This is a genomic window from Micromonospora sp. NPDC050784 (assembly GCF_044456765.1).
Lineage (GTDB): Bacteria > Actinomycetota > Actinomycetes > Mycobacteriales > Micromonosporaceae > Micromonospora > Micromonospora foliorum.
Genome location: NZ_JBITGG010000005.1, coordinates 12,969 through 34,779 on the forward strand (window position 1 = coordinate 12,969; position 21,811 = coordinate 34,779).

At 71.8% G+C, this 21,811-nt stretch carries 27 protein-coding genes and 1 pseudogene; 11 read left to right on the top strand and 17 right to left on the bottom strand.

The window, feature by feature from the left end:
• Positions 1 to 9: 9 nt before the first annotated feature.
• Positions 10 to 2,388 carry a diguanylate cyclase gene (locus ACIBD9_RS08235; RefSeq protein WP_396715705.1) on the bottom strand — a complete coding sequence of 793 codons (2,379 nt, stop codon included), beginning with the start codon at positions 2,386 to 2,388 and terminating at the stop codon, positions 10 to 12.
• Positions 2,389 to 2,500: 112 nt separating this feature from the next.
• Between ACIBD9_RS08235 and ACIBD9_RS08240 the strand changes: the two genes are divergently transcribed.
• Entirely contained in the window at positions 2,501 to 3,151 is a 651-nt protein-coding gene (locus tag ACIBD9_RS08240) for a 5-formyltetrahydrofolate cyclo-ligase (protein WP_396716171.1), read from the top strand.
• Positions 3,148 to 3,354: pseudogene (locus ACIBD9_RS08245) on the top strand (FmdB family zinc ribbon protein); the annotation flags it as partial. The gene ACIBD9_RS08240 and the pseudogene ACIBD9_RS08245, both read left to right, overlap by 4 nt.
• Positions 3,355 to 3,368: 14 nt before the next feature.
• Here ACIBD9_RS08245 and ACIBD9_RS08250 read toward each other — a convergent pair.
• Positions 3,369 to 3,716, bottom strand: a complete 348-nt coding sequence (locus ACIBD9_RS08250; RefSeq protein WP_396716211.1) for a hypothetical protein — start codon at positions 3,714 to 3,716, stop codon at positions 3,369 to 3,371.
• A 331-nt stretch (positions 3,717 to 4,047) separates the two neighbouring features.
• Here ACIBD9_RS08250 and ACIBD9_RS08255 point away from each other — a divergent pair, with 331 nt between their 5' ends.
• Positions 4,048 to 4,245, top strand: a complete 198-nt coding sequence (locus ACIBD9_RS08255; RefSeq protein ID WP_396715707.1) for a hypothetical protein — start codon at positions 4,048 to 4,050, stop codon at positions 4,243 to 4,245.
• Positions 4,246 to 4,436: 191 nt separating this feature from the next.
• Here ACIBD9_RS08255 and ACIBD9_RS08260 read toward each other — a convergent pair whose 3' ends face one another.
• Positions 4,437 to 4,619, bottom strand: a complete 183-nt coding sequence (locus ACIBD9_RS08260) for a hypothetical protein (RefSeq protein WP_112698653.1) — start codon at positions 4,617 to 4,619, stop codon at positions 4,437 to 4,439.
• A 523-nt stretch (positions 4,620 to 5,142) separates the two neighbouring features.
• Between ACIBD9_RS08260 and ACIBD9_RS08265 the strand changes: the two genes are divergently transcribed.
• Positions 5,143 to 5,307, top strand: a complete 165-nt coding sequence (locus ACIBD9_RS08265; RefSeq protein ID WP_396715709.1) for a hypothetical protein — start codon at positions 5,143 to 5,145, stop codon at positions 5,305 to 5,307.
• A 266-nt stretch (positions 5,308 to 5,573) separates the two neighbouring features.
• On the opposite strand, the gene ACIBD9_RS08270 is transcribed toward ACIBD9_RS08265, so the two are convergent.
• Positions 5,574 to 6,056, bottom strand: a complete 483-nt coding sequence (locus tag ACIBD9_RS08270) for a hypothetical protein (RefSeq protein WP_396716173.1) — start codon at positions 6,054 to 6,056, stop codon at positions 5,574 to 5,576.
• 201 nt (positions 6,057 to 6,257) lie between these two features.
• Here ACIBD9_RS08270 and ACIBD9_RS08275 point away from each other — a divergent pair, with 201 nt between their 5' ends.
• Both ACIBD9_RS08275 and ACIBD9_RS08280 read left to right on the top strand, forming a co-directional pair.
• A complete protein-coding gene (locus ACIBD9_RS08275) occupies positions 6,258 to 6,686 on the top strand; it encodes a Fur family transcriptional regulator (RefSeq protein ID WP_396715711.1) in 429 nt (142 codons plus the stop codon).
• An 88-nt stretch (positions 6,687 to 6,774) separates the two neighbouring features.
• On the top strand, positions 6,775 to 7,638 hold the full coding sequence (locus ACIBD9_RS08280; protein ID WP_396715713.1) for an oxygenase MpaB family protein: 864 nt from the start codon (positions 6,775 to 6,777) through the stop codon (positions 7,636 to 7,638).
• A 22-nt stretch (positions 7,639 to 7,660) separates the two neighbouring features.
• Here ACIBD9_RS08280 and ACIBD9_RS08285 read toward each other — a convergent pair whose 3' ends face one another.
• The 11 genes from ACIBD9_RS08285 to ACIBD9_RS08335 form a co-directional block, all read right to left on the bottom strand.
• Entirely contained in the window at positions 7,661 to 8,581 is a 921-nt protein-coding gene (locus ACIBD9_RS08285; protein ID WP_396715715.1) for a RecB family exonuclease, read from the bottom strand.
• A 43-nt stretch (positions 8,582 to 8,624) separates the two neighbouring features.
• On the bottom strand, positions 8,625 to 9,239 hold the full coding sequence (locus ACIBD9_RS08290) for a MarC family protein (RefSeq protein ID WP_091394729.1): 615 nt from the start codon (positions 9,237 to 9,239) through the stop codon (positions 8,625 to 8,627).
• A 41-nt stretch (positions 9,240 to 9,280) separates the two neighbouring features.
• Positions 9,281 to 10,153, bottom strand: a complete 873-nt coding sequence (locus ACIBD9_RS08295) for a PHP domain-containing protein (RefSeq protein ID WP_396715717.1) — start codon at positions 10,151 to 10,153, stop codon at positions 9,281 to 9,283.
• Positions 10,154 to 10,215: 62 nt separating this feature from the next.
• On the bottom strand, positions 10,216 to 11,478 hold the full coding sequence (locus tag ACIBD9_RS08300; protein ID WP_396715719.1) for a hypothetical protein: 1,263 nt from the start codon (positions 11,476 to 11,478) through the stop codon (positions 10,216 to 10,218).
• Positions 11,475 to 12,254 (bottom strand): SigE family RNA polymerase sigma factor, encoded by a 780-nt coding sequence (locus tag ACIBD9_RS08305; protein WP_396715721.1) that lies wholly within the window; start codon positions 12,252 to 12,254, stop codon positions 11,475 to 11,477. The genes ACIBD9_RS08300 and ACIBD9_RS08305 overlap by 4 nt, the downstream gene beginning before the upstream one ends.
• A 103-nt stretch (positions 12,255 to 12,357) precedes the next feature.
• Positions 12,358 to 13,233 (bottom strand): PH domain-containing protein, encoded by an 876-nt coding sequence (locus tag ACIBD9_RS08310; protein WP_088951386.1) that lies wholly within the window; start codon positions 13,231 to 13,233, stop codon positions 12,358 to 12,360.
• Positions 13,234 to 13,239: 6 nt separating this feature from the next.
• Positions 13,240 to 13,398: a hypothetical protein gene (locus tag ACIBD9_RS08315; protein WP_007455302.1), complete on the bottom strand. Its 159-nt coding sequence runs from the start codon at positions 13,396 to 13,398 to the stop codon at positions 13,240 to 13,242.
• A gap of 116 nt (positions 13,399 to 13,514) precedes the next feature.
• Entirely contained in the window at positions 13,515 to 14,261 is a 747-nt protein-coding gene (locus ACIBD9_RS08320) for a DUF6758 family protein (RefSeq protein WP_396715723.1), read from the bottom strand.
• A 10-nt stretch (positions 14,262 to 14,271) separates the two neighbouring features.
• Positions 14,272 to 14,895 (bottom strand): RNA methyltransferase, encoded by a 624-nt coding sequence (locus tag ACIBD9_RS08325; protein ID WP_355493956.1) that lies wholly within the window; start codon positions 14,893 to 14,895, stop codon positions 14,272 to 14,274.
• A 51-nt stretch (positions 14,896 to 14,946) separates the two neighbouring features.
• Complete coding sequence (locus tag ACIBD9_RS08330) at positions 14,947 to 15,483, bottom strand: hypothetical protein (protein WP_387172468.1); 537 nt, start codon at positions 15,481 to 15,483, stop codon at positions 14,947 to 14,949.
• A 91-nt stretch (positions 15,484 to 15,574) separates the two neighbouring features.
• Entirely contained in the window at positions 15,575 to 16,090 is a 516-nt protein-coding gene (locus ACIBD9_RS08335; protein WP_030486570.1) for a MaoC family dehydratase, read from the bottom strand.
• 548 nt (positions 16,091 to 16,638) lie between these two features.
• Between ACIBD9_RS08335 and trxA the strand changes: the two genes are divergently transcribed.
• From trxA to ACIBD9_RS08350, 3 genes are all read left to right on the top strand, one after another.
• Positions 16,639 to 17,001: a thioredoxin gene (gene trxA / locus ACIBD9_RS08340; protein ID WP_030329190.1), complete on the top strand. Its 363-nt coding sequence runs from the start codon at positions 16,639 to 16,641 to the stop codon at positions 16,999 to 17,001.
• 155 nt (positions 17,002 to 17,156) lie between these two features.
• Positions 17,157 to 17,597: a hypothetical protein gene (locus tag ACIBD9_RS08345; protein ID WP_396715725.1), complete on the top strand. Its 441-nt coding sequence runs from the start codon at positions 17,157 to 17,159 to the stop codon at positions 17,595 to 17,597.
• Positions 17,594 to 18,571, top strand: coding sequence for an MFS transporter permease (locus tag ACIBD9_RS08350; RefSeq protein ID WP_396715727.1), 978 nt, complete (start codon positions 17,594 to 17,596; stop codon positions 18,569 to 18,571). The genes ACIBD9_RS08345 and ACIBD9_RS08350 overlap by 4 nt, the downstream gene beginning before the upstream one ends.
• Here ACIBD9_RS08350 and ACIBD9_RS08355 read toward each other — a convergent pair.
• Positions 18,535 to 18,954: a thiol-disulfide oxidoreductase DCC family protein gene (locus tag ACIBD9_RS08355; protein ID WP_396715729.1), complete on the bottom strand. Its 420-nt coding sequence runs from the start codon at positions 18,952 to 18,954 to the stop codon at positions 18,535 to 18,537. The two genes, ACIBD9_RS08350 and ACIBD9_RS08355, sit on opposite strands and share 37 nt — an antisense overlap.
• Positions 18,955 to 19,047: 93 nt before the next feature.
• Between ACIBD9_RS08355 and ACIBD9_RS08360 the strand changes: the two genes are divergently transcribed.
• Entirely contained in the window at positions 19,048 to 20,094 is a 1,047-nt protein-coding gene (locus ACIBD9_RS08360) for an Rv2578c family radical SAM protein (RefSeq protein ID WP_396715731.1), read from the top strand.
• 19 nt (positions 20,095 to 20,113) lie between these two features.
• Entirely contained in the window at positions 20,114 to 20,521 is a 408-nt protein-coding gene (locus ACIBD9_RS08365) for a CoA-binding protein (protein WP_124819981.1), read from the top strand.
• 10 nt (positions 20,522 to 20,531) lie between these two features.
• Here the strand turns inward: ACIBD9_RS08365 and ACIBD9_RS08370 are convergent, their stop codons facing one another.
• The gene (locus ACIBD9_RS08370; protein ID WP_396715733.1) at positions 20,532 to 21,728 is read right to left on the bottom strand and encodes an acyl-CoA dehydrogenase family protein; all 1,197 of its coding nucleotides are present in this window, start codon (positions 21,726 to 21,728) and stop codon (positions 20,532 to 20,534) included.
• Between the last annotated feature and the right edge of the window lie 83 nt (positions 21,729 to 21,811).

Below are 21,811 nucleotides of genomic sequence, written 5' to 3' on the forward strand. Positions count from 1 at the left end.
GCCGCGAGACTATCGGCCACGGCTCTGCCGCGGCGGGTGTGGCCCAGAAGACGCGCCGCCACCCGGCCCCGGCCGGGCCACGTCCGGGCCGGCGCGCGCCCCGCCCGGCGCGCTTTCCGGTGTGTCGTCGGCCGAATCCGGTCGGGCGCGCGTCGGGCCCGCCAGCGATGATTCCGGTACGCCGACCGCCGGGTCGGACCGGGCGGGCCCGCCCGGCTCCCGGATGGCCTGCACCGGCTGGCCGGCGCGCGGCAGCCCGTCGGGTGGGCTCACCGCACACGCGAGCACCGGAATCTCCCGGGTCGGCAGATCCGAACGCACCTCGGCGACCCGGTACGTGTCGCGGCCCGCCGCCTTCGCCGCGTAGAGCGCGTCGTCGGCGGCCTCCAGCACCTCCCGCCCGGTGCTGCCGTGGTCCGGGAAGACGGCGATGCCCACCGACACGGTCACCAGGACCGGCCCGGCGTACGCCTCGACGGCGATCGGCGTGTCCCGGACCGCCGCGCCGAGCCGTTCGGCCACGATCGCCGCGCCCCGCGCGTCGGTCTCCGGCAGCAGCAGCACGAACTCCTCACCGCCCTGACGGAAGGCCAGGTCGACCTCACGAATCTCCCCGCGCACCCGCCGGGCGAACTCGGCCAGCACGGTGTCCCCCGCGGCGTGCCCGTACGTGTCGTTGACGTCCTTGAACCGGTCCAGGTCCAACGCGAGGACGCTGAGCATCCGCCCGAAGCGGCTGGCCCGTTCCACCTCCCGCCGGATCGACTCGCGCAGGTAGCGGTAGTTCCACAGCCCGGTGAGCGGGTCGGTGAGGGAGAGCCGCTGCGCCTCCTCGTGCACCCGGACGTTGTCCACCGCCACGGCCGCGTGGCCGGCGAAGGTGCGCAGGGTGGCCAGGTCGTCGTCGTCGAACTCGTCGGCGCCCAGCCGGTCGTAGAGGGCCAGCACGCCGAGCGCGGCCGCCGAGCCCGCCTCGTCGGCCGACCCCGACGGTCCGCCGACTGTGGTCGTGGCGCCGCCTCCCGGGGCGGCGAACGGAACCGCGACGTACGTGCGGCAGCGCGGTTCACCGGTGGGCGCCTCGGTCGGCTCCGCCCTCCCCCGCTGCGGTTCTCCGGTGGCGGCGACCTCACCGACCACGCCGACGCCGACCGGCACCCGGAGCGGCTGCGAGCCGTCCGCCTCCTCGGCCGGCCAGCGTCCGTCCAACCCCTCGGTGCACTGCGCGACGAGCATCCCGCCGGTCTCCACCAGCAGCACGGCCCCGGCACGCGCGCCGGTGGCCCCGATGGCACTACGCAGGATCACCCGCAGGATGCGTTGCAGGTCGTGCGTGCTGGCCAGGGTGTCGCCGAGCACCGCGAGGTGCCCGCGCAGCTGGTCCCGGTTGCTGGTCAGCGCCGCGACGTAGGAGCCGGTCTCCCGGGTCATCCGGTTGAACGCGGCGGCCAACCGCCCCAACTCGTCGCGACTGCGTACCGGCACGCGGGCGGTCAGGTCGCCCTGGGCCACCCGGTCGACCGCACCGGCCAGCTCCGCCAGCGGCCGGGTGGTCACCCGGGCCAGCCGCCAGGCGGTCAGCACGGCGAGCAGCCCGGCCAGCACCACCACGCCGACCAGCGTGACGTGCAGCCCCGGTGGCCGTTCGCTGGGCACGGAGAGCACCAGTGGCAGCGGCTGCGCGTCGGAGGGCCCGAGCCGGCGCACGTACCGGCCCTCGTTGGTCTCGGTGACCTGTTCGCCCCGGACGGCGACGGCGGCGGCCAGCACGTCGTCGCGTACGTCACGGGTCTCGGTCGTGTGGGTGACCCGCGCGGCGCGCGCCCCACTGTCGAGCAGGGTGACCGCCACCCCGGTCACCGCCGCCAGCCGGGCCACGAAGGCCGGATCGACCAGTTGCGCGGCGGTCACCGTGCCCAGCCGGGTGCCGGCGCGGTCGCGCAGGTCGACCTGGGCGGCCAGCGCGCGGACCGGGCTGGACGAAGCCCCGTTCGAGCCCCCGGTCGTTCCCCCGTTCGAGCCCTCGGTCGAACCGCCGGTCGAGCCGGCGCAGGCCTGCCACGGGGTCGACGGCGCGCCGGGCGAAACGTAGGTGACCTGGCCGACCACGTCGGTGATCAGCACCGCGGCGGCCAGACCCCGGCCGACCAGTTGCGCGGCGGCGACGGCCGGATCGGCGGTGAGCGCCACCGCGTCGGCGGTGGCGCGTAGCTGCTGGCAGAGCGCGTCGACCGAGGTACGCACGCTGGACGCCGCCACAGCCAGGCGCTCGGTGGAGCGGCTGCGGTCGACCGCCGCGACGGTGGAGGCGACGAAGAGCGCGCCGAGCAGGACCGGCCCGAGCACCACCACGAGGAAGGCTGCCGTCAACCGCCCGCGTAGCGTCACTCGGTCCCCCCGGAAGTTCCGCCTCCGTTGCTTGCGATGCTGACACAGAGCAACCGTGGGAGAGGCGTTGCGTCAGGAGTGTTGCGTGACGGAATTTTCTGATGAAGCGGAAGTGACCCGGCTGGCGAAGCGGGACACCCGCGTCGAGCTGCTCGCTCGCCGCCGGTCGCTGCCCGCCGCGACGAGGGCGGCCGCCGCCGGGCGCGTCCAGGCCGAGCTGGTCGCCCTGGTACGCCGGCTGCGGCCACAGCGGATGACGGCGTACGTGCCGGTCGGCTCCGAACCGGGCGGCGCGGACCTGCCCGAGGTCCTGCGGGCGGCCCTGCCGGTGGACGCCGAATTGCTGCTGCCGGTGCTCCTCGGCGACCTGGATCTGGACTGGGCGGCGTATACCGGACCGGATGCCTTGATCGCGGCTGGGCGGGGAATCCGAGAACCAGCCGGCGTACGCCTCGGGGTGACCGCCGTGGCACACGCGGAGCTGGTGGTCGTACCGGCTCTCGCAGTCGACCACCACGGTCGGCGGCTCGGACGCGGCGGCGGCTCGTACGACCGCGCACTCGCCCGGGTACCCGAGGCAGCCCTGACGGTGGTGCCCCTGCACGACGGTGAGCTGGTCGAGGCGCTGCCGGCGGAGCCACACGACCGCCGGGTGCGCGCGGTCGTCACTCCCGCCGACGGGGTGCGTACGCTTGACGGCGGCCCGGGTGCGGCGCACGGTGTCGCGCCCCACACGTCCGCTGGACGAACCCGGGGCGAATGACGCACCATTGGCACTCGAATACGTCGAGTGCCAACTGGCCGAGCCCAGATCCGGAGGAGAACGTGCCCACGTACCAGTACGCCTGCACCACGTGCGGTCACCAGCTCGAGGCGGTGCAGTCCTTCTCTGACGAGCCGCTGACCGAGTGCCCGGCGTGTCAGGGGCGGCTGCGCAAGGTCTTCAACTCGGTCGGCATCGTCTTCAAGGGCTCGGGCTTCTACCGCACCGACTCCCGGGCGTCCGGCTCCGAGACGACGGCCGGCGGCACGGCCACCAAGCCGGCGAAGTCCGAGTCGTCCTCCGGTGACAGCTCCTCGTCCTCATCCTCCTCTTCGGGGTCCTCCTCCTCGTCCGGGTCGTCCTCGGGCTCGTCGTCCTCCTCGGGGTCGTCGTCCGGGTCGTCCTCGGGTGGATCGGGCGGCGGCAAGGCGGCGGCGGCAAGCTCCGCGTCCTGATCGTCGAAGGCCCGACCCCACGGGGTCGGGCCTCGATCAACTCGGCAAGTCGCCGCACCCTCACGTGCCGACGACCCCCACCAGCCCGCCCGGCCCTGCCGGTCGGGCATTGATCCACTCGGATTCCAGGAAGTCGGCCTGTCCCGGCGGCCCGGGTAGCCCACCTTCCCGCCCGCGCAACCCGCCCCGCTGGGTCACCCCTTGATCCACTCGGGTTTCAGGAAGCCGGCCCATCCCCGTTGCTCTAACCACCCGGGTTCCTTGATCGCGAGTCGATCAAGGCGGCGGCCATAGCAGAGCGAACCGACGGCTGGGCGTTTTCCACAGGCCGGGCGGTTGTCCACAGGCGTCGGCCGTGGGTCGGCCGTGGCGGCGGGATCTGCCTAGCCTGCCGTCCATGGGTGCCACTGCGGTGCTCTGGGACGAAAGGCGGCAGAGGCGATGGTCGATCCGGGTTCCGCGCGGGCGTTGCGCCCGCTGCGCCAGCTCACCCTGCCCGGCGGGCGCACCCTGGTCCGGGCCGGTCTGGTCGCCGCACTCCTCGGCTTGGCCGCCGCGATCCTGCACACCCCGGCCGGATGCCCGCCGGCCGCCGTGCCCTCCAACGCACCGACGGAGGCGGTCAGCACGGCCCGGTAGCTCGACGAGGACTGAGGCCCGGTAGCTCGACGAGGACTGAGGCCCGGTAGCTCGACGAGGACTGACCGGCCGATGCCAAGCACAGGCTCCCCGACCATGACGGGACAGGTCCCGCTCCGGAGCCGTTCGGCCCGGCACCGCACGGTCGGCTTCCGTACCGACGTCGTGAGGATCTGGCCGAGCCGCCGCGGTCAGTCCCAGTGCGGGGGGCGTTCGGCGAGCAGCCAGTCGTCGTTGCCGCCCGACCGCTCGCCCCAACCACGGTCGGTGTCGTCGGAGGTCTGCTCGGGCAGCACCACGAAGTCTTCGCTCAGGTCGACGGCGCGGTCGTCGTCACCAGGTGCGCCGTGCGTGCCGGGGTCTTCGGTGCTCACGAGCGGCAAGACTAGCGCAGCCGACGACGCAGGACCGGGCCGTCGACCGTGGCACGCCGGTCGAAACGACCAGGCCGCCGACCGTGGGCACGCCGACCAGAAACGACCAGGCGGGCCGACCGTGGGCACACCGAACAGAAACGGCCGGGCGGCCGACCGTGGGCACACCGAACAGAAACGGCCGGGCGGCCGACCGTGGGCGCGCCGGCCAGAAGCGACCGGGCCGCCGGTGGCGTTGGTAGCGTCGGACGGCGTGACGACCCCCAGCGGTGGCAGCACCCCGGACGACTACTGGCGACGGCCCGACACCGGCGACGAAGCCGTTGCGGACCAACCTCCCGCCGCGCCTGCGGCCACACCACCGTCCGGGCCCAGCAACCCACCCACGGGCGGGCCCAGCACCCCGCCCACGACCGGGCGTCCTTCCAGCGGGCCAGCTGGCTCGCCACCGGCCGGGGGTCCTGCCAGCGGATACTCCGGCCCGCCGCCGAGCGTCCCGCCGCCGGCGGGTTGGCGTCCACCAGTGCATCTGCAGCCGGCGCCGCCGCGACAGTTGCCGCCGCAGGACATGGCCGACCTGGACGCGGCCGAGCAGCGCTCACAACGGGTCACCTACGGCTTCGGGGCGGCGGCCGGCGTGGTGCTGGTGGTCCTACTCTGCCTGCTCTGCTCGCGAGTGATCTTCTGATCCTCACCCCTGGCGGCAGCGGCACTGGTTTGGAGGAACAGGTCCGGGAGCGCAACCTCCACCATGCGTGTTGGCTGGCCTGACATGTCGATGTGCTGTTGAGCGGTATACCTCAGAGTCATATTCATACCTCTGCGGTATGCCGCTCAATACCGTGTCCGCCCCGACGGAGGCGACGACGGTCACCGGCGACCGCCGGCTGCGCCCACAGCCCCAACCAGGTTGGGACCCACTCGTCCAATGCGGTCGATCAGAAGGGCAGCAGCTCAGAGAGTCGTGCCCCAGACGGTCTCGGCACCGGAGTGGCCGGTCAGGTAGACGTAGATCAGCGCGGCGATGGCAAGCCCCACGGCCGCTACCGCCAGCACCGGGATGACCAGCGCGGGCAGCTGCGGCACCCGGGGGTGCCCACTTGTCGCCACGAGCAGCAGGATGGCCACGATCCCGAGTGGCACCACGATGCGGAACAGGATGTCACCGTAGCGGGAGTGGTCGAAGATCTGATCGAGGATCGGCCCCTGGAAGCCCCGGGCCACCAGCACGTCGGTCAGGGCCTCACCCGACTTGACCGCGACGTAGGCGGTCACCGGCGCGGCCACGGCGAGGAGGCCCAGGGCCCAGTCCAGCCGGTGCCGCCACCGCGGCAACCCCACGTACGCGATGGCCAGCACCGCCAGCAGCGGCACGAACACGACGACCGCGTGGATTACCAGGACGTGCACCGGTAGACCCAGGATCTCCTCGAACATCGAACCCTCCAGGTGGATCATGGTCAGGGGTGGCCAGCCTATGGTCCGCCGATCGTCCCCAGGCTCTCGACCGGTGACACGCGCGCCGCGTCGATCGGGTTCACCCTCCGGGCCGTACTCCCGATCTTGCCTGGCTGTGTCGGTGCCCACCCGGAGCGGGCGACGGTTGTCGATGCCGATCGGGCGTGCTGTCATTGGCCCATGTCCGGTGCCGAGGAGCTGCTGCGGTCGAGGGGCCTGCGGGTCACGCGGCCCCGCCTCGCGGTGCTCGACGTGCTGGCCGGCGGCGGCCACCTTGAAGTCGACGAGATCACCCGACGGGTTCGCGAACGCCTCGACTCGGTCTCCACCCAGGCTGTCTACGACGTGCTGGGCGCGCTGTCCCGGGCCGGGCTGTCGCGCCGGATCGAGCCGGCGGGCAGTCCCGCCCGCTATGAGGCGCGCGTGGGCGACAACCACCACCACGTGGTCTGCCGGAGCTGCGGCGAGATCGCCGACATCGACTGCGCGGTGGGCAGCGCCCCGTGCCTGGAGCCGAACACCGCGCACGGGTTCGAGGTGGACGAGGCCGAGGTGACCTTCTGGGGCCTCTGCCCGGGCTGCCGGGCCCGCCGCTCCGCCGACGTCTGACCGGCGGCCCTGGCCGCACTGGCGACCCGGGCGCGGCACCGGTGGCACGTGACCGGCGAGGTCGGCCGGGCCGTGGCACTCTTGAGCGGTGGACTCCGATGACCTCGGCCTCTTCGGTCCGGGTTCGGTCACGTGGAAGGTGCACGAGGAGCCGATCCTGATCGTCGCCGGCCTGCGCTCGCTCTACCTCCAGGCGTTGCACCCTCGGGCCATGGCTGGGGTCGCGCAGAACAGCAACTACCGCACCGACGCCTGGGGGCGACTGGTCCGCACCGCCACCTACGTGGCGACCACCGTGTACGGGACCACCGCCGAGGCGGAGGCCGCCGGGGCCCGACTGCGCCGCCTGCACGACCGGCTGCGGGCCACCGACACGCTCACCGGTGAGCAGTTCCGGGTCGACGAACCGGACCTGCTGCGCTGGGTGCACGTGACCGAGGTCGAGTCGTTCCTGAGCACGGCCCGACGCGCCGGGCTGCCGCTGAGCGACGACGAGGTGGACGGCTATTACACCGAGCAGCGCCGGGCCGCCGCCCTGGTCGGCCTGGACCCGACCACCGTCCCGGGCACCGCCGCCGAGGTCGCGGACTACTACGAGGCCGTACGGCCACAGTTGCGGATGACCCGGGAGGCCGCCGAGACGGCGGTGTTCCTGACCGCCCCGCCGCTGCCGTGGAAGCTCAGCCTGCCGGTCCGGTTGGGGCTCACGCTGGGCCCGCCACGCTGGGCGTACCTGGGGATCGCCGGCACCGCGTTCGCGCTGCTGCCGACGTGGGCGCGCCGGATGTACGGAGGTCTCGGCCTGCCGACCACCGCGCTGTCGGCGGACCTGACCGTGCGCGCGCTGCGGCTCGCGTTCGCCGCCGTCCCCCGCCGCTACCTGGAGGGGCCGTTGATTCAGGCAGCCAAGGAGCGGGCCGCACGGCACGCCGCCGCCTCGCTGGCCAGCTGACCCGACCCTCGCACAGGGGAGATCAACCGTCGGCGGGCCGGTCCATGGCCGCCCACGGCTCCTTGCCGGGGGCCTGCGCGCCCGCCGGGCAGTGCCGCCGGAAGTCGCACCAGCCACAGCGCGGGCCCGGTGCCACCGGGAACGCCTCGTCCGCGTCGGCGCCGTCGGCGACGGCCCGTTCGGCGGCCATGATGTCGCGGGCTGTCTCTTCCGCGCGGGTCAGTTGTCGGGCCAGCGACTCGACGGTGTGGTCGTGGCCGGCGACCGTGCCGGTCGGCAGGTGGTGCAGCTCCACCCGGCGGCACGGCCGGCGGAACACCCGCTCGGCGGCGTACGCGTAGAGCGCCAGCGCCTGCGAGCCCCGGGCGTCGTCCGTGTCCAGCCCGGTGCGACCGGTCTTGTAGTCGACGATGACCAGCTCCGGGCCCTCCGGCCCGGGCCGCGAGTCGATCCGGTCGGCGCGACCGTTGAACGCCAACACCGCGGTCTTGACCGCCACCACCCGCTCGACGCCGAGCGGGTCGGAATCCGGCTCCAGCGTCTCGACGTACGCCTCCAGCCACCCCAACGCCCGCCGGTAGGCGGCCCGTTCCTGCTCGTCGTCCCGGTAGCCCTCGCGGACCCAGGTGCCCTTGAGCAGCGTGGCCAGCGCCCCGGGGCGTCGCCGGTCGGCGGGCAACGCATACCAGTTTTTCAGGGCGGTGTGCACGCTGGCGCCGAGCGAGTTGTGTGCCCACGGCGGGCCCTTGGGTGGGGCGGGCCGGTCGACGTAGGAGTAGCGGTAGCGACGCGGGCAGTCCGCGTACGCACCGAGCTTGCTCGGGGTGCAGACGAACAGTCGCTCCGGCATGCCCTCGAAGCCGAGCTGCTCGGCTTCGCCGGAGCGCTGCCGTGGGGCCCGGCCGCCGGCGGCCGGCCGCCCCGCTGATGAGGATCGTCGCACGCCTGCGATCCTGCCATCCACCCCCGACACCGCGCGCGTGCCGTCAGGCCATGTTGACGTACTGCGTGACGAAGGCGGCCACCGCGTCGGCGATGAGCTGCACGGCGATCGCGGCCAGCAGCAGGCCGGCGATCCGGGTCAGCACCTCGATCCCGCCCGGCCGGAGGATCTTCACGATGCCGCCGGAGAAGCGCAGGACGATCCAGACGGCGACCATCACGGCGAGGATCGCCACCGCGATGGCGCTGAACTCGCCCAGCCCGTCGGCCTGCTGGACGAAGAGCATGGTGGCCACGATGGCGCCCGGGCCGGCCAGCAGCGGCGTGCCGAGCGGCACCAGCGCGATGTTGGAGGTGACCTGCTGGCTCGGGTCGTCGGCCTTGCCGGTCAGCAACTCCAGGGCGACGAGCACGAGCAGCAGCCCGCCGGCCGCCTGCAACGCCGGCAGGTCCACGTGCAGATAGTCGAGCAGGGTCTGCCCCGCCACCGCGAAGATCACGATGACGCCGAGCGCCAGCGCGACGGCCTGCCAGGCTGCCCGGTTGCGGTCGCGGGCGGGCAGCGGGCCGGTCAGCGCCAGGAAGATCGGCATCATGCCCGGCGGGTCGGTGATCACCAGCAGGGTCACGAAAACCTCGCCGAACAGCTTCAGATCCACGTGATCAACCTAGCCGCGCCGCGATGGGCGAAATACCCGGATCAGCCCGAAGCGACCTCGGTCACCCCGTCGGCGACGATCCGCTCGTACGCCTCGACGCTGGTGCTGAACTCGCCGAGTCGAACGGTCTTGTGGGTGCCGTGGAAGTCCGAGGAACCGGTGACGAACAGACCCAGCTCGGCGGCGAGCGCCCGCACGTGTTCCCGCTCGACCGGGCTGTGGTCCTCGTGGTCGGCCTCGAGCCCGGCGAGCCCGGCGGCGGCCAGTTCGGCGATCAGCTCGTCGGGCACCACCCGGCCGCGTCGGGTCGCCCGGGGGTGGGCGAAGACCGGCACACCTCCGGCCGCCCGGACCAGTCGAACGGCCCGGAACACGTCGATGTCCTCCTTGGGCAGCCGGTAGCGCTCGCCCAACCAGTCCGGGCCGAACGCCTCCCGGACGCTGCCGACCAGGCCGGCGCGGATGAGTGCCTGCGCGAGGTGCGGACGCCCGACGGTGCCGCCACCCGCGCCGGCCAGGATGTCCGGCCAGTTCACGTCGATGCCGTCGGCCCGCAGAAGGTCGACCATTCGTTCGCCGCGCTCTTCCCGGGCGGCCCGGACCCGAACCAGCTCAGCCACCAGTTCCGGGTGGTCGGGGTCGAACAGGTACGCGAGCAGGTGCAGCGGCACCGCCGGCTGCGCGCCGGACCAGCGACACGACAACTCCGCACCCCGGACCAGACGCAGACCCGGCCGCAGCGCGTCCACGGCCGGCGCCCAACCGGCCGTGGTGTCGTGGTCGGTGATCGCCAGCACGTCCAACCCGGCGTCGAAGGCCGCGCCGACCAGCTCGGCCGGGGTCAGCGTGCCGTCGCTGGCCGTCGAGTGGGCGTGCAGGTCGATCCGGGGAACGGAGCCGGTACGCGAGGTCACCGCCCGACGCTACCGAGGAAACAGCGAGCCCGGCTCACATGGGTCGCCCGGGTCACCCGCGGTCAGAAGCCCTTCACCAGGATCGGCCGGTCTCCGGCTGGCACACCGGGCACCGCGGCGGGGCTGGCGGGCTTACCCGCCCGCACCTGGCCGACGTCGACCTGGACCAACTCGCCGGCGCCGTCGAGGTAGGAGGCGTGGGTCTCGTCGCTCCACACGATCGCCCCGGAAATCGGCGGCCCGGCCGCGACGGCGGTCGCACCCGGCCCGAGCCGCTGCAGGTCGACCAGCAGGGATCGGCGGGCCTTGCCGCTGCCCCCGTTGACAAGCAGCCACCGCCCGTCCGGCGAGACCTCGCCGACGCCGTCCTGACTCAGGTCCGGACCGCAGCCGCTGCGTACCGGGTCCAGCTGACGTGTCGGGGCGAGTACGGCGAGGCAGGTCCGGCCCGGTTCGGTCGTGGCGACCTGGCCGACGAGCCGCCCGTCGGGTAGCCGCCCGAAGACGTTGAGGCTCTTCTGGTCGAGGGCGTCGGGCAACGGCCCCGTACCGGGGCGCCAGAGGGTGTGACCGGCGCTGGCCGGGTCGAGTCGGACCAGCACGCTGTCAGCGACGAACCGGACGGGCTCCGCCGCCGCCGGTACCGGGGTGCTCACCGCCCCGATGAGTTGGGTGCCGACCACGCCCGCCACCAGCAGGTCGCCTCCGTCGCGCCAGGCGACCTGGAGGCTGTCCGGGGCCAGGACGATCGCGCCCGCCCCGGCCAGCAGCACCTGCACCAGGCCGTCGTTCTGCACCACCCACAGGGCGCGGCCCGCGGCGCTCGGCGCGCCGACCACCAGCCAACCGCCGCCGCTGGGCAGGGGCTGGACGCGTTCGGCCGGCCCGACGTCGGGCAGCACCAGCCGCCGCCCGTCGGCGTTGACCAGCGTCTCACTGACAAGCGGAGCGGTCGACGTCTCGGGTGAGGGGGCGGGGCCGGGAATGCTGGCCGTCGGGAGCGGTCGGCTGGTTGGGCCCGGGTCACCGATCACCACGATGGGTGACCCGTCCCGCCCGGTCTCGGCACCGAGCTGAGCCATGCCGGCGCTGAGCAACACGGTGGCGACCGCGGCGAGGGCGAGGCCGGCGCCGGTGCGTCGACGCCGGATCCGGTTCGCGCGGCGGATGGCCTGGCCCGCCGGATCGACGCTCAGTGGGCGGGCAAGGGCGACCTGGTGCGAGAGGGTCTCCCGCACCGCACCTTCCAGCTCGTCAGGCCGCACCTGATATGGACGCTGCGGGCCGTCCGTCAGGTTGTCGCGCCGGCCAGGGAACTCACTCACTGCTGCTCCCCGGAGCCCGTGCCGACGGGCACGGCCGCCGGGGCGGTGGGCAGCACGACCTGCGGGGTGATCGGGCGCGGCACGGCGGGGCGCGCGGCCGCCGGGCTGGGCTCGGGTCGGCCAGCCGCCCGCCCCGGACCGGAGGTGGCAGCGGCACCAGCGGCCGGGATCCGCCCGGTCCGGGAACCCGAGCCCGTCGCCCGACCGGCGGCACCGGTCGCGGCCGACCTACCGGCGGCAACCGACCGGCCGGCGATGCCGGCGGCGGCGGCGAGGTCCGGTGCGTCCGCACCCAGGCGCCGACGCAGCGTGGCCAGCGCCCGGGACGCCTGGCTCTTCACCGTGCCCGGTGAAATGTCCAGCATCGCGGCGGTCTGTGCCTCCGACATGTCCTCGTAGTAGCGCAGCACCAGCACAGCCCGTTGCCGGTTGGGCAACTCCCGGAGATGCCGCCAGAGCAGGTCACGGTCAAGTTGCTGCTCGATCTCGTCGACACCGGCCCGCTCGGGCAGCACCTCGGTCGGGCGTTCGCCGTGCCAGCGCCGCCGCCACCAACTCGTCGACGTGTTGACCATCACCCGCCGGGCGTACGGCTCGACCGCCTCGATCCCGCCGAGCCGCTTCCACGCGAGGTAGGTCTTGGTCAGCGCCGTCTGGAGCAGATCCTCGGCCGTGGCCCAGTCCCCGGTGAGCAGGTAAGCGGTGCGTAGGAGCGCGGCGGAGCGGGCCGCGACGAACTCGCGGAACTGCTCCTCCAACGAGTCCTTGCTCGCCACCGCCCACCTCCACACCCCCGCCGTCCTGGCAGAGTGCCACGTCAGGGGCGCTCTGGTCCATGACGAAAGGTGCGCACTTGCTCCGATGTTCGGTCGGAAACCTTCACGCCCCGTCGTCGGCCTTGGCCTCGTCGGCCTCCTTGCCGAGCCGCGCCTCGACCGCCTGCGGCTCGTACATCTCCTCGACGACGCGCAGGTAGAGCTCGTTCGGGTTGGGCAAGTTCTTGATCTCGCGGAGCGCCTGCTCCTGGCCGGCGGACTCCAGCACGAAGGTGCCGTAGTTGAGCGCTCGGCCGGTCGGGGTCTGCTCGTACTTCATGTCGGTGACCCGGACCAGCGGCATCATCGCCACCTTGCGGGTGACGATGCCGTTGACCACCATGACCCGCTTGTTGGTCAGGATGAAACGGTCGTACCACCAGTCAGCGACCTTCCACGCCACCCAGCCCATCACCGCGAACCAGAGCAGCACGGCGATGGTGGTAAGCGCGCCGACGTCCTGGCCGGCGAGGAAGCCGGAGAGGTAGCCGAGCACGAAGGTCGCCGCGACGCCGATCAACAGCGGGTTGGTGAGGTGGATCCAGTGTCGCTTCCACTCACCCCGGTAGCGCTCGGTGGGGAAGAGGTAGCGAGCCACCAGCGAACTGGGCTCGTCTTCCAGTGGCAGCACCCGCCGGGGGGTCGAGCCGGTCGCGTCGGCACGCAACCCGGCCAGCTCGTCCTCGGAGATCTGCGGCGGCTGGTAGCTGGCCTCCGGATCACGGATCCACCCCCGACCGGAACGACCCTGGCCGGCATAGCCGGGCCCGTCGCCATAGCCGACGTCGTCCGAAAGGGACGGACCGTCGGACAGGCCGGGACCGGCCCCGTAGCCCGGGCCGTCATCAGGCCCGATCCGCGGGATCGGCTCGGTGTCACGCTCGCGACGTTCCCGGTCGGGGTCGTCCGGGTCGAAGGGTGGACCGGAGGGGCTGCCCATCGGCGGCTAGGCGACGAGGCTGGTGAAGAAGTCGCCAAACCCCTGGGCGATATCCATGATCCCGCCGCCGAGCGACTTGAACACATCCGCCGCAGAGTTTGGCCGGTAGGCGACGAAGAAGATCAAGAATGCGATTCCGGCCCAGGTGAGGACCTTCTTGACCATGGCGGGCCATCCTCTCGCGCGGCGCCGGGTCCCATTACCGCAGCGGCACCCAGAGTATCAGTGTGGTGTCGTACAGTGAATATCTGCGTCCGTTCTCCGTCAATCCGGAAGAGTTGTCAAGCTCTACCGGGTAGATACGGGGACGGTGCGCCGTACACGAGCTCGGGGGGAGTCCACTCGGTCAGGTCGTGTAGCACGACGTCTTCCGCGAGCAGGTGACCCGCACTCGCCGGCCAGGCTATCGCATGGAGCCACATTCCCCGAGCCTCGCCGGCGTACGCGCTTCGATCCGTGGGTGAATTCACCAACCACAGTGGAGTGGGGTGCCCGCCGACCTTGATCTTCGCCTGTCCGACGTGGTCAGGATGACCCGGCCCCGGGTCGGTCAGCGCGTCGACCAACTCCGGCCCCGGATCGGGGCCGGTCAGTCCGGCGAGTCGGGTGCCCAGGCCCACACCGGGTTCCTCGGCCACGAAGACCAGATCGGCGGGGCCACCGCCGAGTGGCGCCGGGCCCGCACATGCCACCGCGGTCGCCCGCACTCCCGTCCGGTCGTCCCCGGCGTACGCCACGCCCGTGAGTGTCCAACCGGGCGGCAGCGGCCACGGGCACCACAGGGGCGTCACCGGCGGATCGCCGCTCGCGGTGATCTGCTCCACCACGCTCGCCACGATCTCCGCTCCGATGTGCTCGGGCACGTGCAACGGCGGCACCGGGCCGCAGCGCACACACCTTGAGTCGGTGTTCATCAGATCCGGCGCCCGCACTGGGCCCCCGCATCTCGGACAACTCACCGCGACACTCACATCCCCACCGTCTCCCCGGAGCACCGGCACGTCAAGCCGGAACGTCCGATTCGGCACCGTACGTGGGTCAGTCCGGCGGCGTGCCGGCGTGCGCGCGGATCCAGGCGTGCATGGCGATTCCGCTGGCCACGCCCGCGTTGATCGACCTCGTCGAGCCGTACTGGGCGATGGAGTAGAGCTGGTCGCACGCGGCGCGGGCCGGCGCGGAGAGACCCGGCCCTTCCTGGCCGAACAGCAGCACGCAGTCCCGCGGCAGGGTGCCGGTCTCCAGCGGACGCGACCCGGGCAGGTTGTCGATGCCGAACACCGGCAGCTGCCGCTCGGCCGCCCAGGCGACGAACTCCTCGATCGTCTCGTGGTGCCGTACGTGCTGGTACCGATCGGTCACCATCGCGCCACGCCGGTTCCACCGTCGTCGCCCGACGATGTGCACCTCGGCGGCGTTGAACGCGTTGGCGTTGCGCACCACCGTGCCGATGTTGAAATCGTGCTGCCAGTTCTCGATCGCGACGTGGAAGCCGTGCCGGTGCCGGTCCAGGTCGGCGACGATCGCCTCGTGCCGCCAGTAGCGGTAGCGGTCGACGACGTTGCGCCGGTCCCCCTCCGCCAGCAACTGCGGGTCGTAACGGCTGTCGTCCGGTGGGTCCCCCGGCCAGGGGCCCACACCCACCTCAAGCTGGTCGTCGGTCACGGTCATCAGAGGGTACGGACCGCGTCGGCGCCCAGCGCGACGACCTGCCGATCAGCCCAGGTCGAGGGCGGCACCGAGCCGGTCCAGGAAGCGTCGGTCCGCCGGGCTGGCCGGCGGGTCCACCCGGCGCGCGCCGGTGCCGGGCACCGCGCGACAGACCCGGGCCGCGACCGACTGCACCCACTGGCGGTACGCGGCCGAGTCGGCGGGGTCCGCCCGCCGTCGGAGGACCCGGCTCGCCGCCCGGCAGGCGGCCAGCAGGTCCACCAGATCGGTGAGCCGCTCGGCGGGTTGGGGGGTGCCGTCATGGCGGGCGTAGATCGTGGCGACCACCGCGCGGACCAGGTCACTGTCGGAGGCTCGGCCCGCGGCCACGGCATCCACGCCGGCCAGGCTCGCCATGACCCCACGCTCCGTCCGGCCGGGACCGGGCGCCGCGGCGGCCACGAGAACCCGACCGGGCAGGCTGGTGAGCAGATCCCACTCGACGGCGGAGTAGACAGCGGTGGTCAAGGGTGCGGCTCGGCGGCCGGCAGAGGACGGCTCTCCCGCGACGGAGTGGCTCATCGGAACCTCCGGCGTCAGCATATGCCCCGAGACGGGAACAGGGCCCCTTCCCCCGCAGACCCGCGGGGAGGAAGGAGCCCGTGTTCGTCGACGGTCGAGCCCGGCGCGACGGTCAGCGCGGCTCGGGGAAGCTGGGCCGCTCCGGATCCACTCCGTCGGGCACCGCGGCGGCCGCGTACTCCCGCTTGGGGACCATGACCTTGCGCCGGAAGACGCAGACCATCGTGCCGTCCTGGTTGTAGCCGCGAGTCTCCACCGAGACCACGCCCCGGTCGGGTTTCGAGCCGGACTCACGCTTGTCCAGCACCGTGGTCTCGCCGTAGATGGTGTCGCCGTGGAAGGTCGGCGCGACGTGCCGCAGCGACTCGACCTCCAGGTTGGCGATCGCCTTTCCACTCACATCGGGCACCGACATGCCGAGCAGCAGCGAGTAGATGTAGTTGCCGACCACGACGTTGCGCTTGAACTGGCTGGCCGTGGCGGCGTAGTGCGCGTCCATGTGCAGCGGGTGGTGGTTCATCGTGAGCAGGCAGAAGAGGTGGTCGTCGTACTCGGTGACGGTCTTGCCCGGCCAGTGCCGGTAGACCGCGCCGACCTCGAACTCCTCGTAGTAGCGACCGAACTGCATGCTGGTCCCTTCGACGGGCGGCGATGGAGTTCGGCACAGCATGCCTTACCGGTGGTTAAGGCGACCGGCGGGGCGCGACGGCGGCGGAAATGTCACACCGGTCACTCGCCAGGGGGGAGACGCAATGAGCGGCGGGGCCCTCCCCGGCACCCGCCGCCCACGCTCTGATGTGAGGAATTCTGCCCTACGCCTGCGTAGGTTCAACAGAGATCGCGGTCACATTTATCTTTTTGTAACACTACTGTCCGTGACGAAGCGGAGGTTGATCAGCGATCTCCGCAGGCCGGATACCTCCTCGTCAAGGGCCAAGTTACCGATTCGTACTGCTCAATCGCGTGGATCTCCCTGGAAACGCTCCCATCACGGCAGGTCACGCAAGTGCGTCATGCACTTGCGTTCCGCAGGTCCGGCGTGAACAGACGCGTGTCGATGACCCGCAGCACCCCCAGGCAGCCCCGAGCACGTTTCGTGCCCCACCGCCCGGGAATTCGATACGGTCAGCCCTGGTTCTACGGGACGTAGATAAACCGCGGTGATCGGAGAGTGCAATGGCAACCGTTGAGCTGACCTCGGCGAACTTCGACGAGGTGACCGGCAACGACGGCATCGTCCTGGTCGACTTCTGGGCCGACTGGTGTGGTCCGTGCAAGCGGTTCGCCCCGGTCTACGAGCGCTCCTCGGAGAAGCACCAGAACATCGTCTTCGGCAAGGTCGACACTGAGGCTCAGCAGGAGCTGGGCGCCAAGTTCGACATCCGGTCGATCCCGACGATCATGGCGATCCGTGACGGCGTCATCGTCTTCGCCCAGCCGGGCGCCCTTCCCGAGTCCGCGCTTGAGAACCTGATCGAGCAGGTCGAGGCGCTGGACATGGACGACGTCCGCAAGCAGCTGGCCGAGCACAACCACTGAGTCGTCCGCGCGACGACACGCGAGGCCGGGCCCGATTCGGGCCCGGCCTTCGTCGTACCCCCGGCCGGCACCCGCATGATCACCTCCCTGGTCAGGCCGAACTGGCCGTCGGAGGGACCCGACGCAGTCGGTACATCCCGTATCGTCACGACCCGATGGAGAACCTGACCACCCGCGGGCGCGTGACCCGGCTGGGCGCGACCGCACTCGGTCTCGTCCTGCTCGTCGTCGGCACCTTCTGGGGCAGCGACGACGACTTCCCGTTCGGCCCGTTCCGGATGTACTCCACCTCCAACCCGCCGAACGCCCCCGCACCCGACACCCGCGTCGAGGGGGTGAACAGCTCCGGGACGGTGATCGACCTCGACCAGAACGCGACAGGCATCCGCCGCGCCGAGATCGAGGGTCAGCAGGCCCGATACGCCGCCGATCCGACGCTGCTCACCGAGGTCGCCGACGCGTACGCCGAACGCCACCCGGACGCCCCAGAGCTGGTCGAGGTCCGCATCGTCATCCGCTGGCACGGCATTCGTGGCGGCCGACCGACCGGCCAACACACCGACCAGACCGTCGTCCGCTGGCAGGCCACCCGATGAACCGCTGGCTGACCGAGGCCGTACCCCGGGGCCGGGTGGCCGCGTTCCGCACCCTGATCTACCTGTTCGTCGCCGCCGACCTGGTCATCTTCACCCCCTGGGTACGCACCCGGGTCAGCGTTCCCGGCGACCTGTACCGGCCGCTCCTGATCGGCCGCCTGCTCCCACTGCCGACGCCAACCGAGACGCTGGTGACGGTGATCTTCTGGGCGTTGCTGCTGCTCGCCCTCCTCGCCGCCACCGGGCGGGCGCCCCGGCTGCTCGGCTGGGCGGTGTGCGCGCTGTACCTGGAGTGGATGATCATCGCGATGAGCTACGGAAAGGTCGACCACGACCGGTTCGGGCTGCTCGTCGCCCTGGCCGTGCTGCCCACCGCCGGTCGCGCCCGACACGGCGACACCACCCGCACCGAGGCCGGTGGCTGGGCCCTCCGCGTCACCCAGATCGCGGTGATCTGCACGTACTTCCTGGCCGCCTTCGCCAAGCTGCGCTTCGGCGGCCTGGACTGGCTGACCGGCTCGGTCCTGGCCCGCGCGATCATCCGACGCGGCACCGACCTGGCGGACCTGATCGCCCAGGTGCCGCACCTGCTGATCGTCGCCCAGTTCGGCATCGTGGCGTTCGAGTTGCTGAGCCCGGTGGTCTTCCTCCTGCCACCCCGCTGGCGACTCGCCATGGTCGGCTTCTTCTACTCGTTCCACGCGGTCACCATCGCGACCATCACGATCTCGTTCGCGCCGCACCTGGCCGCGATGACCAGCTTCCTACCGCTGGAGCGGGTGCGCCCGCTGGTCTGGGCCCGCCGGCTCGTCGGCCGCGACACTCCCAACCCAGCGACGACGGACGCCCCGGAACCGCGCCCGGCGGGCGACGACCGCGAGCCGGTGCCGCCTGGCCAGGACCCGGTGGGCGCCGGCGCGGAACGGGCGCTCGACGATCAGACGCCGGTGGTCGGGCGACCGGTCGGGCCGTAAAGCCGCTCCCGGGCCTCCTGCGGCAGAGAGCAGGCCGCGGTGCTACCGGGGAGTCGGTGGCGGTTGCGCGCCACCCAGCGGTACGCGGGCCAGGCCGCAGCGCGCACCGGAGGAAACCGCAGGCCGGCACCGGCGACCCGCCAGAGCGGACCACTCGCGGCGAGCAGCTTCGCGATGGCGTCCGGACCGGCCGCGCGGGAGCCGTCCGCGCCGACCCACTGCACGGCCTCCTCGCACTCGGCCACGGTGAGGCCGAGCGCGTCCAGGTCGGCGAACTGCCAGGGCACCACCCGTGCGGCGGTGGGGATGCGGCGCTCGATGAACTGCGCACAGCTCGTGCAGAACGCGCAGTCCCCGTCGTAGACGAAGGTCGACGTCTCCATGGCGTCCATCCTCCCCTCTCCGACCATCCGAACGCCCACCGGTGTACGGCGGGTCACTTGCGCTTGCCTCGTACACGTGTTCGAATAGTGGCCATGCGCTGGGACAACCTCACCGCTCCCCCGGTCGAGGGAGACCCCGAGCGGGCAGCGCCAGCGACGCCACCCCTGCCGCTGGCGCTGCCCGGCGCCATCGCCCGCACCTTCGACACCCCCGAGTTCGCCGGGATGACCTTCTACGAGGTGCAGGCCAAGTCCATCCTCAACCGCGTGCCCGGGCAGTCCCGCGTCCCGTTCGAGTGGACGATCAACCCATATAGGGGCTGCTCTCATGCCTGCCGCTACTGCTTTGCGAGGAATACTCACACTTATCTCGATCTCGATGCCGGTGCGGACTTCGACCGGAAGGTGATCGTCAAGGTCAACGCCGGGGAGCTGGTTCGGCGCGAGCTGGCCGCGCCGCGCTGGCGGGGCGCGCACGTGGCGATGGGCACCAACGTGGACTGCTACCAGCGCGCCGAGGGTCGCTACCGGCTGATGCCGCAGATCATCGGTGCCCTGCGCGACTTCGCCAACCCGTTCTCGATCCTCACCAAGGGCACGCTGATCCTGCGCGACCTGCCGCTGCTGCGCCAGGCCGCCGAGGTGACCACGGTGGGCATCTCCTTCTCGGTGGGGTTCGTCGACGAGCACCTCTGGCGCACCGTCGAGCCGGGCACACCACACCCCCGCCGCCGGCTGGACGCCGTCCGGGCACTCGCCGACGCCGGCTTCTCCGTCGGCGTGTTGATGGCCCCGATCCTGCCCGGCCTCAGCGACAGCGACGAGTCGATCGAGGCCACCGTCTCGGCCATCGCCGCCGCCGGTGCGACGAGCGTGACCGCCCTGCCCCTGCACCTGCGTCCCGGCGCCCGGGAGTGGTACGCGCACTGGCTCGCCCGCGAGCACCCGCACCTCGTCCCCCGCTACCGCGAGCTCTACCGGGCCGGCGCGTACGCCCCGCAGGCGTACCAGCGGGAGTTGACCGCACGGGTGCGGATCGCCGCCCGACGGCACGGGTTGCACCGCGGGGAGCGCGGCGACAACCGCAACCTGCCGGAGCCGCCACCGCCGTCGGCGGCCGAGCAGCTCACCCTGCTCTAGTCGGAGCTACAGTCGGCGGGTGCGTACCGCTCAGCAGATCCTCGCCGACTCCGCCGTGATCGCCGTCGTGGGCGCGTCCCGCGACCCGTTCAAGGCCGCGCACGGCGTGCCGCTGCAGATGCAGCAGTACGGCTGGCGCATCATCCCGGTCAACCCGACGGTCGACGAACTGTTCGGGGAACGGGCCTACAAGACCCTCGCCGACATTCCGCACCCCGTCGACCTGGTGGACGTGTTCCGGCCGGCGGCCGACGCCGTGCAGGTGGTCCGGGACGCGGCGGCCATCGGTGCCCCCGCGGTCTGGCTCCAACTGGGCATCGTCTCGGCCGAGGCACGGCGAATCGCCGAGGAGGCTGGCATGGACTACGTCGAAGACCGCTGCCTCATCGTCGAACGCGCCGCCGCCAACCTGACCCGCCTGACCTGACCCACCCGGGTCAGAGCTTGTACTCCTTGAGGAGGCCTCGGGAGATGATGGTCTTCTGGATCTCCGAGGTGCCCTCGCCGATGAGCAGGAACGGGGCCTCCCGCATCAGCCGCTCGATCTCGTACTCCTTGGAGTAGCCGTAGCCGCCGTGGATGCGGAATGCCTCCTGGACGACCTCGGCGCAGTATTCCGAGGCGAGCAGCTTGGCCATCCCGGCCTCGACGTCGTTGCGCTGGCCGGCGTCCTTGAGCCGGGCGGCGTTGACCATGAGGGCGTGCGCGGCCTCGATCTTCGTGCCCATCTCGGCGAGCTTGAAGGCGATCGCCTGGTGCTTGGCGAGTGGTTGGCCGAAGGTCTTGCGCTGCTGGGCGTAGCTCACCGCCAGCTCGAAGGCGCGGATGGAGATACCGCAGGCGCGGGCGGCCACGTTGACCCGGCCCACCTCGATGCCGTCCATCATCTGGTAGAAGCCACGGCCCACCTTGTCGGCGCCGCCGAGGATCGCGGAGTCGGGCATGGTCACGCCGTCGAGCACCATCTCGGTGGTCTCGACGCCCTTGTAACCCATCTTCTCGATCTTGCCGGGGATGGTGAGGCCGGGGGCGGTCTCGCCGAAGCCGGGCTCCTTCTCCAGCAGGAAGGTGCTCATGTTGCCGTAGACGGACTCGGCACCGGTGTCGGTCTTGACCAGGGTGGCCACCACCGAGGAGTACGCCCCGTTGGTGAGCCACATCTTCTGCCCGTTGAGCACGTAGCGGTCGCCGTCGCGGACGGCCCGGGACTTGATCGCGGAGACGTCGGAGCCGGTCTCGGGCTCGGACATGGAGAACGCGCCGCGCACCTCGCCGGTGGCCATCTTCGGCAGCAGCCGGGCCTTCTGCTCGGCGGAACCGTGCTGGGAGATCAGGTACGCCACGATGAAGTGGGTGTTGACGATGCCGGAGATCGACATCCAGCCTCGGGACAGCTGCTCCACCACCAGCGCGTAGGTGAGTAGCGATTCGCCGAGCCCGCCGTACTCCTCGTCGATGGTGAGGCCGAACAGCCCCATCTCGCGCATGCCGTCGAGGATGTCGGTGGGGTACTCGTCGGCGTGCTCCAGCCGCTGCGCGTGCGGAATGATCTCCTTGTCGGCGAAGTCCCGAACGGTCTCCAGGATCGACCGTTGCACATCGGTCAGGCCGGGCGTCTGGGCGAGTCTGGCCATCTCAGCCTCCGGGGATCCGCGCACTACTCGTGGGTAACTGAACGCTGGGTCAGTATCAGCCCCTCGGGTCGACGAGGCCAAGG